The following is a 14,647-nucleotide window of genomic DNA, read 5'->3' as shown; positions in this document are numbered from 1 at the left end:
TCCCCGCTTGGGATTTACTTCGAGAAGCCCAAAATCGCTGAAACCCAGATAGATCAAGGAAAATCATAAATCGAGGTTAACCCTTTGTCCCGTAATGGTTTGAGCCTTTTTTGCTGACCGAAAACGCCTAAGTCCCAATAGGTTGCTGATCGCTGTTTGGTGGGTAACTCCATAAAGAAGTCAAAGGCTGTCACTACCAAGTCAGGTAGGTGGGGATTGGTTTTCTTGGTAAAGTGTTCATAGACCTCACGGATATTGAGAGGGGGATCTCCTCGACGCAAACCTCCACCGATGGAAGTCTCTGAAAAGTTATTGCCAAAGAACGCACTCAACTCCAGCGTTCCTGACTCTCCAATTCCCACTAAACCAGAAACCGATCCCGAAAGGTTGCGTCCTCCCAAGGGGTCATCTACTCGGAAAGAGACATCGATCGCCTCTAGGGTTAGTAAATCTTCAACAATTGTCCAGCTTTCTTGAGTTTCTAATTTTAGGTTGACATAGCGAATCTTGGGACTGCCGGTGGGATTGATCACTATGTCTAAATTGGCAAACCGCACTAATTGTTTAATGTTGAAATCGAAGGGAGTTGTCAATCCGGTATGGTTCACCAGAGATCCTAATTCTTCTAAGGCAACGTTACCCAGATCACTGAGATCGGCACTCAAACGAACATCAGATTGAGGGTTAAATAGTTGCGCTGAGAGAAAAATTGAGTGTTGGGTTCCTTGTGCTTGAAACGGAATATTAGCACTAAAGGCAAGATAAACCAGGTTATCCCATTCAACTTTGTCATAGTTAAAGCGAGGATCAATGCAAAGTTCGTAGCGGATATCGGTCAATCGAAATAAGGTTAAGTCGGTGGTAATGCCATCGGGTCCCTCGATAAACATATTAGGGACTGGCTCAATGTCAGCACTAACTTCCGGTATCCTTGGGGTCATGGTAATCTCGCCATACAGACGATGCTCGACCTTGGGAAAGAGTAATTCTAAAATGCCAAAAATTGAATCAGTATGGAGAGTCCCATGAAAAGTCATTCCTCTTTTTGCTTCTGTTGATGCGTCATAGGAACTCAGGATTAAGCTAGGGCTGTTGTAATGAATCGATTCGGCTAGGGTATGTTGTAATGATGGATATTCTTGAGCTAAAGTCCAATTGCTATCAGCCGTAGCCGTAACAACGATGGCCGGATTGGCCTCTTGAATACTAAAGACGGCTGTAACCTGCATTCCGGCGAAGGGAGGTTGTGATCCTGTGCCTACCACAGTGATGTCCGTGTCGGTTTCGGTGTGCTGAGTAATGTTCTCGATGACTAACTTGCCATCCTTCAGATAAGGAACAAATAATTGACTAAGATCGCTAGAAGCCAGATCGTTAATAGCCAGTTCCAGCCGATTGTTTGTGATAATAATATGGGTTTTGAGTTGGGTGAAATCCATCGTAATTGCCTATGTGGAAGGTTGCTCAAATCTCTGTGAAAACGTGCCGTTAGAACCGGTTATATAGACCGCACGTTTGGTAAATTTACTGGTGTTACTATAAGAACCCATACTCCCTTTTTCCCAATAAAAAATTTCATGTTCAGGGACTTCAGACCGTTTACTTAATGCTTGACAATTTTCATAGCGGACAATGGTATCTTCACTGGGCAGATGGTCTTTATCAACTTTTTTACCAGCACTCATGACGACGTTGATAGGCTTCGTCTTATCGACAAACTCTTGCGAGGATGATGTATTATTGCTACCATGATGGGGAGCTTGCAGAACACACAGATTAGCCAAGCGATCGCCATGATTTTTGAGGAGATAATGTTCTGTACTGCGGGTCGCATCTCCACAAATTAACAGTTTTTGATCAAAGATTTCGATCAAGGTTACGACACTTCCTCGATTGGTCGTGTTGCTGTTGTCGTTGACGTACAATTTATCAACATTACTGGCCAGGATTGCAATTTTACAGTTCTCTTCATCAACAATACGAATGCCTCCCTTCCCATCTAGGCGATCGACTGTGTTGGTTTCATCGGCATTTAGCACGTCCTTGTCATTAATCCGAATAAAGCCACAGGTCAATAAATTATGGGTAACTGCTTTGATAAAACTGGGATCGGTCGTTCGAGAAGAAATCCAAGTGCTGGTTTGTCCGGCACTGTAGTCGGGAAATTTAGCACTGTGGTAGACATTATGAATGATTACGTTATCCTTAAGAACCTCTTTGGCTTTTTCGTAGTGATCCGTATCAGGATGGGTCAGAATTAAAATATCAATTTCATTCTGATTTTTTAAGAATTTTTCGGTGTAAATCGAATCCTTAATCCGTTTTGTATAAACCGCATTGTCTTCACTATCCTTAGAATCAGAACCACAGTCAATCATAATGACACGCCCTTTCGGGGTGGCAATCAGACAACAATCTCCTTGTCCCATTTGCAGGAATGATATGTGTAAACTGCCATCTCCGCGATTTCCTGCCGGAGTCGCTGGTTGTTTTTTTAAGGCTTCTTCCCGACGCAAGCGTAGTTCCTCTGCATGTTTTCGAGCCGCTTCTAGATTAGCCGCCTGTTCTGCATCCCGTTTTGGTTTGGTTTGACTGCGGGTTTGTGGTCTTTTTTGATCAGGTCCGTCTCCGTTTTGATCAGGTATGTCTCCGTCACTCTGTCTTTTTCGTTCGTTTCCACACATAATTTTTCCTCCATAGTTTTAGAAATAGGATAAGTCTGTATCATAAGAAATTCCTCAGAGAATTGGGAGTGGGATGGGAGGCGATCGCTTTTTATGTTCCATCATTTTTTAGCTAATTTGGAGCAAAATAAAAGGCTATAGCTTCATAATATAGGCTAACGCATAATAGGGTGGGATGTTGTTATGTGCTTGTCCAGCACCACTTTGATTGATAGCCAAGTTATGAGTATGTTCCCCCTTTCCCCCAGTCGGTGCTGAATTAGGAGTCCATTGTGCCACAGGGTCTCCGTATGTATAGGCGTAGCTGTTTGCATTAGCCCAATTATTTGCATTGTTATAAACATTTGCTTGTATCATTCTCTCCTGCCCCCAACCTTCTCCACCACCACCACTATCCGTTGGGATGATATGCCGGTGCTGACTACTTTCTGCTGTTCCAGTATGTCTGTGAGGAGGCATTTGTGCTTCGGTTAGGGTTACAGTAGCCTGACCCCCAGTAGTCTTAACTCCATAGTTAGATCCTGCACCTACTATAAACCGATCTCGCAAATCGGGTGTACCATTCTGGCCATCACATAAAGCCCAACCAACAGGAATTTGATTGACATCCCCAGCCCACATTATAATCATTCCCCTTAAAACGACTGAAGTATTACCATAATTCAACAGTTCATAGTAAGTTGTTTTCAGATGAGCATTAAGTCCTTTATGGGGTTGACAGACTTCCATTGCTCCCGCTCGTCCTTTGACAAATAAGAGAACATAGGGAGAACGCTCAGGAAATTCACCTTTTTCTGCCTCAAAAGCCCTGAAAGCCTTAATGGAGGTCAATAAAGTTTCTGCAGCTCCACCTCTAGGAGCATTCCTTATAGCATCCCAACTAGCTACTGCAACAACATCACCATTAGCAACATTGTTTTGATCATTAATCCAATTTGCCCAATCATTCCAATAACTTTTATCGGCAAAAATATCATGAGAAGTGCCTTTTTTATAACTACCATCAGGACGAAGAATAACTGTATTTAATCCCCTGTTATTAGTCATAGTAATTGCAACATTAGCAATTTTTAAAAACGTATTATTTCCTTCGGGAGAGTCAAAAGCAGAACCTCTTAAATAAATCTCATAATTTTCATAAATCAGAGGATTTCCACCTCGGTAAATTGTGCCGCTAACATTGAGATCGCCTCCCTGTACGTTTAATTTGAATTTCCCTGGGTCGCTGATACCAATCCCTACATTACCTTCCTTATATAAAATGGGCATTTTCTCTATGGTGCAAATAAAAGTTCCATCCCAATAACCCGGAATATTTTCATAGCGTATATAAAGATTGGTCTGACCGGAAGGAAGAGAAGAAATGATATTGTTAATTGTTAATTCAATACCCTGTTCCTGTCGTAACTCAACGTTTTCTTCATTTTGATTAGTTATTGTCCAAGTTGGCGATTCTCCTTGAGTCTCTTTAACAATTTTCCACTCCTCTATATGTCTTGCCCTCAGTCGAAAATCTTTTCCTTGAATCCCTATTCCTTGTATCTGACTTGTGGTTCCCAAAGCCCAATCCTTATTTTGATTTGCTTCTTGAACATCAAAAGAGATAATAAACTTAGAAGCTTGATCCCCCTTACTATCTGGAATCAAAGGAATAGATTTATCTTTTAATACATTAACAATTCGCAAAGTTAACTTATTTGTCGTTGTGCCATCATTCAAAATCCGATTAGAGCCTACAAAACTGACATGAAGCGGAATATTTTTCTTCCCTCGATGATCGATAACGCTGAGTTTTTTTTCTCGATAATAATGAGTTAAAGTCTCTCCTTGATAAGTAAACTCTGGACATAAAAACTCAACTCTGGTTGTTCTCGCCCCTCCCGCTGCTGAAGCACTGACGTTTGGCAGGGTTAAAGTAACGACCTCATTAGCTGATAAAGTAGTATTAGTTGTTAAGAAATAGAGAGAAACTATCCCATCTGCTTGAGTAACAGGAGAACTCATACTCCAATTACTTTGGGTTTTTAAAGCCAATTGCTGTAAAGATTTAGGCGATAGAGTATCAGGTCTAAATCTTAATTCAAAATGATAATTATTTTGAGTAACTGCTCCACTTTTTGCTGGTAAAGTAATCTCTTGTTCTGTATCATTTTGAATTTCAAAAACCAGTTCTTCTCCCTTAGTATCATTTTCAATAAAGATAATGGACTCTTTATTGTCCCCTTCATATAAGTCAAAATCAAGAGGATAGGCAAGATTAAAAGCGGTGATCGCCGTTAAATTATCATTTATATCCTGTTTAATTTCTTCTGGAGATAATGCCTTTTTATAGATGCGGAGATGAGCAATTGTTCCCGCAAAATAGTTAGCATAAGCTTCATTGCTTCCTCCTCTACGTGCTAGATAAAGAGGTGAATCATTTTGTGTTTGAGATTGGGTTGTATCATCCGTACTATTTTCTTCACGTCCATCTAAATAAAGCCGTAACTTGCTACCTTCTTTCACAAAAGCAATGTGATAAAATTGCTCACTATTAAGTTTAGTTGTGGTGGTGACATAGGGACTATTAGAACCATCATATCTTGCCGCACAGATTGTTTGGTTATCAGGAATATATCTGATGACATAGGGATAACCTCCACTACCATTCCATTTTTCAATAATATCGTTGTCACCATTGGTTTTAAATGGTTGTTCTTTGGCTATTTTTATCCAACTGGCAACGGTAAAATCTTGATTAGTTGCAAAGTTAATGTCCTCTGAATTAGGAATTTCTATATAGTCTTGTCTTCCATCAAAAATGAAACAACTGCCAAAATGTTCATCACTCACAACTTGGGGACTACCATGAACACTATATTGGTTCTCAGTAGAAGCCGAAATATTCTCACTTAAAGCTGAAACATTCTCGCTTAAAAAAGCACTACGAACTCTTTGATTGTCTGCATCGGGGATAATGGTATCTAGTTTTAGATGTAGAACTAAGTCATTAGTGTTACTCATAATTGATACTCCTTGATTTAAAAAATTAACGGGTGAATTTTGAATAAACTTAGGGATTAGGACTATTAGGGTTGGGTGGCTCTTTTTTGGTGCTTAATTTTAACCATCCCTCTCGAATTTCTTGCTTGCCAGAGAAGATAGCATTAACATTAGTTTGACCTATTTTGTCAGCAGTTGACCATTGCTCCTTTTCTTTCTCTAACCATGACCACTGATAACCGACTTCATCAGGTAAAGCTAAATTAATCTTACCATAATCTGTCAAGATAGGAGCAGATAAGAAAGTAATTTCTATTTTCTCTAACGCTTGTTGATATTGATCCGGGGGAATATCAATCGATTTCGTCGGTAAAATTCCTGTAGTTGCATGAACTTTTCCTCTGGGATCTATAAGCATGGTTAACAGGGTAGGAGGATCTTTTACATTAAGATCAATGTGCCAAGGATTATTAGCATTATGAAATTTAATAGCAGGATGATTAATTCCCTCTAAATCACTTTGAGGGGCATAAAATATATCCTTGAGACTTCCATCATCCCCTTCCAACCAATAACCTAATAAACCATCATTTAACTGTTGATATTCCCCTAAACGAATTGGAAACTTGACCTTTTCAAAGCCATCCGTTTCTCGGAAATTGCGTCTTAAATCTTGCCAAAATACCCCCCAATCTTGGTTAATGGCAGGAAGTCCCTCTAATTCCAAGTTTAAAGAAGCTCTGACTAGGGCAATAGGTCGTCCCATTAACAGTACTAAACCTTGATTTTGCGCTGAATTTTCGGGATCAATGTTTTCTAAACCACTATCTAAAGCCGAAATAAAATTAGACAAAAATTCTGCCCCCTGCTTAATAATATAGTTAATCACTTTTTGTAAATGATCATCAATTTTATCAAAGGGGATAACCGTATTTTCCCCCGGCGCAGCTTCCCATTTTGCTAATTGATTAATCGAACCCAAAGCCTTACCCTGATTATCATAGATAGCGAGACTATTATCTAAATTATTAGGCAATATCCAGCCACAAATAGGAGTAGTAGCTGGATGACTATTCATTTCCTGTTCCCCTTCAATTGCAGATAACCAACGGAAATTAATGCGCGCCGGTTGTACCAAACGAGGGGGTAAAGATATCAGATAGGGACTGCCTGGAGTCGTCATCTGTTCAGGAGTGATAATATTTCTAATATCTAAATCCTTCACCTGTCCAAAAGTATCCACCAACCGTAACCGCAAAATCTTCATTACCCCTGAGCGAATTGGGTTAAAATCATTTAAAGGTTCTGGCGCACTACGGATACTTTGTTGTACCATTTCTTTTATTTCATCTGTAAAAGCCTGATAATCATTAAATCCTAAAGGATCAGCAATAGGTAACTGTAAGGTCTGTTTGTGCATCAATAAAGCCTCGTTAAACCCTCCTAAAGCTTGAGATAGACAATTTAGGCTTAAAAGATTTTGATAAGCTCTAATGGCAGTATAAATGGGGTCTTTAGCTTTTTGATCCGAGAGTAGATTAGTGAAAATTAAATTAGGATTACTAGGATCATAACAGGGTTTTTGCTCATACCAAGCTTGAATGGCTTGAATCTTTTCTTGTTGGTCTAAGTTGGTCAAAGAATTTGGTTTGTCCTTATACCAATCTTGGATTCTTTTTTGGTAAGCTTCTTCTTGTTCAGACAGTTTTGGTTCGTAATATTCTTTAGCCTCATCAGGTAACTGTTTCTTTAAATAAACTTCTATTTTTTCCTTAAGCTTAATTCCGGCATGGGGTGTTAAAATACTCCGACCACTATAAACATTAGCAGCTTTAAGAACAGCCCCCTTTCCGTACTGTAAAGAAAGCTCTGGCTCGTTTTCTTTCAAGGTATAATTACCCGTAATAAACTCAGCATCATATTGATGATTATAGATGCCATGATTACAGCCATTTTGGAGGGGAAAAACTTGTACCTCCCACTCTAGTAAAAACGGATGCCAAGGTTGTTCTTCCCAAGTGTTAAAGCCAATATGTTCCCCTTTTTTATTGTTTTCTATCTTATCAATTTTAACGAGAATAGACGAAAATCCATTGAGAAAAATGTCCTCTTCCTGTTGTAAAATCTCACATTCTAACAGTCCATCATCCCTCAATCTTCCATCTTGTCCATGGCGAATGGTGGGTTTTACCCCTTCCCCCGCCATCAAGATAACCGGTTCTGTTGGTTGCCAATAACGGGAACTGGCAATAGGTTTCAGGGTGTAAGGTGGTGGAGCTTTTAAAATTAGTTGAGGGAAAGAAACTTCCAAAAGCTGACGATTAAAACTGACTAATTCTTCTTCAGTACAATTAATTAAATCGGGTTTGTTCGGTAATAATCCTTGAGGAATCGTCTTGAATACATTTTCTTGGTAAAAATCTCTTCTAGTCAAAATTAAATTTAAGGCAGCTATAATTTCTCCTTGGTTTTTCCCTGCAATTTTACTGGACAAATCGGGGATTAACTGCTTAATTCTTTTAATTGGCTCTGTTGTTCCCTGTTCTAACTGATTAATCAATTTTTCCCAATCTAAAATATCACTAACTTTTAAGTTACACTGGGTAATATTTGCTTGAGTGATCGCCTGTTGTAATTGAGTTAAAGATTCATTCAATAACTTTTTATAATTCTCTAGATCATTCAGTTTTGCCTTTAAAGGTTTAATTCCCTTCTCCTGAATATAATATTTAACTTCATCAATATCAGGATACTGAGCGGTGCTACCTTGGGGGGGATAAGCACTTAACATATACTTATACCAATCAGAAAAGAGTTGCCGACGCATTGACTCAATTTCATCGAAAGTGCAGTCATATTTCTGTTGAGAGAGATTAAGCTGATTCAGTTTAGGAGCTATATTATCGGGTAAAGTAACTTCGCTCTGAGCTTGAGCATCTTCAGCATTTGCTGTTGTAGCGTTTGTGCTTCCTAAAGTAATTGTCCATATTGTGCCAGATGAGACCGCATTAAACCCTTTTTCATGGCGTGCTTCCTCAAACTTAGCTGTTAGATCCAACTGCCGATGTTCTAGACTAGAAGATAGGGTTAAAGCTTCTAATTGATCTTCAATAATAGATTGAGAATTGTTGTCAATTTTTTGACCTAAATAAGCAGATAATGCCTCCGTTCCCGTATTTCCTACAGCCACTTCTACCGAAATTTCTCTCTCTGTATTGGTTGAAGAAGCAAACTTTAAGCGGGCATAGCAGAGCATTCTTTGAGGTATTTGTTCATTGCTTTTAACGGGAATGTCCCACTTGAATTTCTCTTGTATCGCTTTGATTAATTCCTGTGTACTCAATTTATCTTTTAATTTTAACTGAATAAACTGATTGAAATAATCCTTTTCTAAGTCACTATACCACCCAATCACATCATACTGTAAACTATCAGTAGGTTGAGGAGAATAATCATCATAAAATCCAAAAACGCTGTGACAATTGGGATAAAAAGCCGCAAAAGTCGGTTCACCATAACCTACGGCCGTTAATAAGGCTAAGTATTCAGCCTTGGGATCATTTTCTAACCAAGCTTCTATAGGCAGTTTGCGACCTAAATAGCGAAATGGTTGATGATTACCATTCTTTATCTCAATGGGATAAGCAATACTACCTAACTGCTCCCCTTCTCCTTCCCGATAAAGATAATCACTCTCCACTACCCATTGACGTTTTTTGCCGTTAAGAGTGCGTGTTACTAACCAGCGATTAGGAACTGATGGGAAAACTGTCTTTTTATCGCTATCTTGAATCCCTTTTGTTAAAGCATCGGGTAACGCCCAATGTAAATGGATTCCTGCTTTCAGGTAAAGATTTTGATTTTGAAAGGGTTGGGAAACAATCTCCTCGCTGATATGAGCAATATTCGGATTTACGTCTCTTTTTTGATTAAAATAAGGAATTATGCTCAAATCTGCCATCGCCTCTATAACTAGGCGCTCTCTTTTCAGATAGAGAGCATCCAAATGAACAGGAATCATTAAAATACTATTGACCATGTTCTCATTAGGATTACAAGCATTTATTTTTGCCCCGATTATAACAGGTTTAGTTTTCTAATGTTAAAATATTCAGTTTTTATTCACAAATCAGATTTATTTTTTCGGGTGCATCTCACCTTGGCAGAAATACCGACAATCAGCAATTATCAGTCACTCTTAAACTGTTATAAATGTATGACAACCGCGTGTAAGCGTCCCACCGAAAAGCTAATGTGCGGGGGAGGGTGGGTTAAACCCCCCAAGAGCCAAGATTGAGTGATAAAATCGCAAGTAACGACCAATTTTGGCGGAGAGTTTCCCTTTAAAAATCCCACATCGACATGAAAAATCAATTATCTCAGCTTTATGCAACTGATTTTAATTTGTGGCTTGAGCAAACCGTAAATCACTTAAAAAAGGGCAATTTACAGGCCCTTGATTTAGATAACTTAATCGAAGAAATATCCGATATGGGACGTAATAATAGACGGGAGGTATTCGGCCGTTTAAAAGTTCTCTTGATGCACTTACTTAAATGGCAATATCAACCAGAAAAACGGACTAATAGCTGGATAAATACCATTGATGAGCAAAGAGAACAATTAGAGCTTATTTTTAGGGATAGTCCCAGCTTAAAACCCTATTTAGCCGATATTTTCGCAGAATGTTATCAAAAAGCAGTGCGAGGGACGGTAAATGAAACTAATTTACCAAAAGAAACTTTTCCAGTTGATTGTCCTTTTAGCCAAGAACAGGTTTTAAATTGGGATTATCTTCCTGAAAATAGCTTTTGAACAATGGATATAAGTACCTAAGCAAAATTAATTACACATATCTAACTACCTTTTGCCTTTTGCCTATCCTAACCAAGAAGTTAATTTTGTCCTATTACTTAGCAGTTTTAGGAGAAAATCGCCCGGCTGTTAAGACTGATTTTTTTCTTGCCAAATAGCTAAGGCCATTTGATGAACAAATCGCCAAGGTAGATGATGCTGACGGGCAATAGCGGCACAATCTTCGTATTCTGGTTGTACGGTAATCGGTTGATTAATTGACTCTTTGTAGGCAACTTTTAGCCTAATTTTACCATAGACAGTATCGATCGATTGTATCTCTCTTTTTAAGATCGATCGCTCTTGAATCGTCCTTCTAATGCCTAAAGTTGTGGTTTCCTGAAAGATCATACTTTCACAAATCGCAATTTTATCCAAGCCACAAATTACTGTCAAGAGTATCCCTAAACGAGATTTTTTCATAGTAATTGCTTGACTAAATACATCTAAAGCCCCTGCTTGTAATAAAGCCTCGCTTAAGTAGGCGATCGCTTGCGGATTTAAGTCATCAATTTGAGTTTCTAAAACTGCCACGGTTTCCCTTTCATCTAGCTTTTCTGGTGTTTTTTTCCCTAACCAAAGCCGGACAAGATTGGGAATCGGTAAATCTTTTGTACCTGCCCCTAAACCGACCTTTTCTAACTGCATTTTCGGCGGTTTACCGAAACTTTTAGCTAAAGTTGTCACAATAGCTGCCCCCGTGGGTGTTACTAACTCCGCTTCGATGCCATTACTATAAATTGGTACTTGTCCCTGACTAAACAATTGTACTACTGCTGGCACGGGAACCGGTAAACGACCATGGGCGGCCTGAACTGTACCGCCGCCGGTGGGTAGAGAAGAACAGTATAATTCACTCACCGATAGCCAATCCAAACCCAAACAAGTCCCGACGATATCGATAATGGCATCGGTTGCTCCGACTTCGTGAAAATGCACCTTTTCCGGTGCGATCCCGTGAACTGATCCTTCTGCGATCGCAAGTTGTTGAAAAACCGCTAAACTCCATTCTTGGACTTTCTGGGGTAAATTTGCCTGTTTAATTAAATTTTCAATCTCCGGTAAATGACGAGCGGGGGTATGATGGTGATGGTGGTGATGATGATCTGACTTCTCGGCAGTGACATCGACGTGAACCTTAGTGGCAATTTGACCGCGACGATGCACTTTTTCGGCCCTTAACTGATATTCATCCTCGATTCCTAAAGTTTGTAGTTGTGCAATCAGGTATTCTAGGGGGACTCCTAAATCTACTAATGCCCCTAAACACATATCCCCGGCGATTCCCGTGGGACAATCCCAATAGGCGACGATTTTGCTATCATGGCTACTATTTACTCTCTCCATCCGGAAAATCCCCAACAACGTTCTATCCAAGAAATCTGTCATGCCCTGAAAAATGGGGCAATTATGCTTTATCCTACCGATACCGTCTATGCGATCGGTTGCGATCTCAATGTGAAATCCGCCGTCGAACGAGTTCGCCAAATCAAGCAACTATCTAATGATAAACCCTTGACGTTTCTCTGTTCTTCTTTGTCGAATATTTCCGAGTACGCAGTGGTCAGCGATTATGCCTATAAAATTATGCGACGAGTCATACCCGGTCCCTACACTTTTCTCTTACCGGCGACTAAATTAGTGCCGAAAGTGGTGATGAATCCGAAGCGGAAAACCACCGGTATCCGGGTTCCCGATCACGTTATCTGTCGCACTATTCTCGAAACCCTAGAAAATCCCATTATCTCTAGTTCTGCCCATCTTCCCGATCAGGAGGGGGATTTTCCCACCAAGGGATTAGAAACCGCTAGGCTATTCGATGCCCTCGATCATATCGTTGATTTAATTATCGAAGATGGTTCGGCTCCCGGTTCGGAAGTGTCAACAATTGTTGATTTTACTGGCGATCAACCGGATATCGTGCGTCAGGGTTTGGGTTGGCCGGAATTACAACAATGGTTATAACAGTTATTTTAGCCGTCAGCCGTCAGTTTTTTTGCACCCCACACCCCACACCCCACACCCCACACCCCACACCCCACAACTTCCCACTTGCCACTGATAACTGATAACTGATAACTGATAACTGTATCGGTTATTGCGACTTTTTATTTCCTGAAAACCGTCTTGTGTAAGCCAAGTTAGTTGCTTAAGATAGAGGTAATCGCAGTCAGAGAAAACCTCTCAAGGAAATTATTACTATGGCTTTCACTCTTTATTCTCCCTTCCTAGAAATTAATTCTGTTCAACGTCAAATCGATCAACTTTTTCAAGAAGTATTACCGACAACTTCCTTGGTATCTCGTCCCCCGGTGGAAATCTCTGTTAATGAGGATTCCGTGGAATTAAAAATCGAATTACCCGGTGTGGATATTAAAGATATCGATGTGGAGGTTAGCAAGCAAATGGTGGCTATTAACGGGCAACGTGAATGCCCTGCCGAGGTAGAAAACAGCGAATTTTATTATGGTAAATTTAGTCGCTTGATTACCCTGCCAGTAGAGGTGCAAAATAGCCAAGTTGCCGCTAACTATCAAGACGGTATTCTTTATCTCACCCTCCCGAAAGCGGCGGCAGAAAAAAATAAAGTGGTTAAAGTTAATCTTGGTTAGATGAGAAAAAGACTGGAGAATTTCTCCAGTCTTTAGTTTTATTTGTGGTCGCTAACTGTTAATTGGATTCTTTGCCATTTACGTTAACGGGACGGGGCTGAATAACACCAAAACCGCCGTGATTGCGTTGATAGATAACATTGATTTCGTTCGTGTCTTTGTTGCAGAACATATAGAAATCGTGATCGACTAATTGCAATTGTGTTAGCGCTTCCTCAATAGTCATCGGTGGCATGGCAAAGTATTTCATCCGCACTACTTCCGCAGGTAATTCGGGAGTGCGATCACCAATTAGGCTATCATCTAAGGGTTTCTCTTGCACCACCTCGCTAGTTTTAACGGGGGCGTTGGTGCGATGATCCACCAATCTTTCTTTATACTTGCGGAGTTGACGAGCGATTTTATCAGAAACTAAATCAATACTCGCGTACAAATTTTCGCTTCCTTCTTGAGCGCGAATCACTGTTCCATTAGCATAAACCGTTACCTCCGCTTTGTGGCGATCGGGAATGCGTGCATTCTTTTCCACGGAGAGGTGAACATCGACCTTTGTGGTTATGCCGTTAAAATGTTTCACCGCTTTCTCCAGCTTTTGTTCCACATAATCATGAATAGGTTCGGTGACAGCGATATTATTGCCCTGAATCAATAGCTTCATACTCACTACTCCATCTAAAAATTTTGCTATGGACTGCCCACATCAACTATTTTTAAGGGATGTTGATGCCAGGAATTTAATCCTCAAAAAAACTGCTCGATCACGCTGTTGATTGAAAGTCAATTAGAGGTCACAGTCTAGATATTGTCGGTGTTCTCGTTCTCTTTTTTTTGTCGGATCGCGCGGAAAATTCATCGGGTCGAGCGCCTATTTGCAACTGGATTTATCTACCTCTATTCTAACAAGTTTCTTTAAACCTTCTCTTAACAGAAATGCGAAGTTCTGTTAACTTTCATTTAAAGAAACTGATTTTTGCCGCCAGCAAGGGAATCCGGTGATTGTTTCTCCTGTTCGACGGTTAACCTCGGAATAGATGGGATAACCTTAGATTAGCACTTAGTATTCTCCCCAACATCTATATCTTCCCTTCTTTTAATTTTCCTTTGCGCTCCTTCACATTTCTTAAATAATTTGACAAATCTCGCCATGAATGCTCAAAAAATACCTCGTCTCTGTGGGCTAAAAATTCGGGCAATTACGCCCTATTCTTTGGCAACAGCGATCGCTGGTGGGGCGAGAATTGCTAATCCCGACTTACCTGATATCCTGCTAAGTAGGGAGGCACAATTATTTGTAGGATGGGTTAGCGGTAGCGTAACCCATGCGGGCGTTGGGTTTCATGCTTCAACCCAACCTACGTTCATCTTATATTTAATTCCACCCACCCACTTAATACTGGAACAGCCCCCGTCTATACCCTATCCATTAGTCAGATCTTTCTGAACAAAAAGAGAAGAAACTTAAAAAAAAGGGGAAACGATTGATAGGTATAGTTTTGAAAGAAGGAATTAAGGTGG

9 protein-coding genes and 1 pseudogene are annotated in these 14,647 nt (G+C 40.0%); 4 read left to right on the top strand and 6 right to left on the bottom strand.

Going from position 1 to position 14,647, the window contains the following annotated elements; all coding sequences use genetic code 11:
- Window positions 1-53 precede the first annotated feature (53 nt).
- The 4 genes from IM500_RS01065 to IM500_RS01050 all read right to left on the bottom strand — a co-directional run bounded on the left by IM500_RS01065 (window position 54) and on the right by IM500_RS01050 (window position 9,705).
- On the bottom strand, window positions 54-1,439 hold the full coding sequence (locus IM500_RS01065; protein ID WP_190718542.1) for a hypothetical protein: 1,386 nt from the start codon (window positions 1,437-1,439) through the stop codon (window positions 54-56).
- 9 nt (window positions 1,440-1,448) lie between these two features.
- Window positions 1,449-2,684, bottom strand: a complete 1,236-nt coding sequence (locus tag IM500_RS01060; protein ID WP_190718538.1) for a ComEC/Rec2 family competence protein — start codon at window positions 2,682-2,684, stop codon at window positions 1,449-1,451.
- 135 nt (window positions 2,685-2,819) lie between these two features.
- Window positions 2,820-5,687: a LamG-like jellyroll fold domain-containing protein gene (locus IM500_RS01055; RefSeq protein WP_190718535.1), complete on the bottom strand. Its 2,868-nt coding sequence runs from the start codon at window positions 5,685-5,687 to the stop codon at window positions 2,820-2,822.
- Window positions 5,688-5,736: 49 nt separating this feature from the next.
- Complete coding sequence (locus IM500_RS01050) at window positions 5,737-9,705, bottom strand: hypothetical protein (protein WP_287737440.1); 3,969 nt, start codon at window positions 9,703-9,705, stop codon at window positions 5,737-5,739.
- 323 nt (window positions 9,706-10,028) lie between these two features.
- On the opposite strand from IM500_RS01050, the gene IM500_RS01045 reads away from it, so the two are divergent.
- Window positions 10,029-10,481, top strand: coding sequence for a DUF29 domain-containing protein (locus IM500_RS01045; RefSeq protein WP_190718531.1), 453 nt, complete (start codon window positions 10,029-10,031; stop codon window positions 10,479-10,481).
- 129 nt (window positions 10,482-10,610) lie between these two features.
- Here the strand turns inward: IM500_RS01045 and larC are convergent, their stop codons facing one another.
- On the bottom strand, window positions 10,611-11,867 hold the full coding sequence (gene larC / locus IM500_RS01040; protein WP_287737439.1) for a nickel pincer cofactor biosynthesis protein LarC: 1,257 nt from the start codon (window positions 11,865-11,867) through the stop codon (window positions 10,611-10,613).
- On the opposite strand from larC, the gene IM500_RS01035 reads away from it, so the two are divergent.
- Both IM500_RS01035 and IM500_RS01030 read left to right on the top strand, forming a co-directional pair.
- Window positions 11,844-12,485 carry an L-threonylcarbamoyladenylate synthase gene (locus tag IM500_RS01035; RefSeq protein ID WP_002771642.1) on the top strand — a complete coding sequence of 214 codons (642 nt, stop codon included), beginning with the start codon at window positions 11,844-11,846 and terminating at the stop codon, window positions 12,483-12,485. The two genes, larC and IM500_RS01035, sit on opposite strands and share 24 nt — an antisense overlap.
- 236 nt (window positions 12,486-12,721) lie before the next feature.
- Window positions 12,722-13,132 (top strand): Hsp20/alpha crystallin family protein, encoded by a 411-nt coding sequence (locus IM500_RS01030; RefSeq protein WP_190718522.1) that lies wholly within the window; start codon window positions 12,722-12,724, stop codon window positions 13,130-13,132.
- A 58-nt stretch (window positions 13,133-13,190) separates the two neighbouring features.
- Here the strand turns inward: IM500_RS01030 and hpf are convergent, their stop codons facing one another.
- Window positions 13,191-13,790 carry a ribosome hibernation-promoting factor, HPF/YfiA family gene (gene hpf, locus IM500_RS01025; RefSeq protein ID WP_061432672.1) on the bottom strand — a complete coding sequence of 200 codons (600 nt, stop codon included), beginning with the start codon at window positions 13,788-13,790 and terminating at the stop codon, window positions 13,191-13,193.
- 486 nt (window positions 13,791-14,276) lie between these two features.
- On the opposite strand from hpf, the pseudogene IM500_RS24380 reads away from it, so the two are divergent.
- Window positions 14,277-14,411: pseudogene (locus IM500_RS24380) on the top strand (lipoyl(octanoyl) transferase LipB); the annotation flags it as partial.
- Between the last annotated feature and the right edge of the window lie 236 nt (window positions 14,412-14,647).

This window comes from Microcystis sp. M179S2 (assembly GCF_020245805.1).
Lineage (GTDB): Bacteria > Cyanobacteriota > Cyanobacteriia > Cyanobacteriales > Microcystaceae > Microcystis > Microcystis aeruginosa.
The sequence above is the reverse complement of the archived record's forward strand: the minus strand, read 5'-3'. Positions and strand labels throughout refer to the sequence as shown.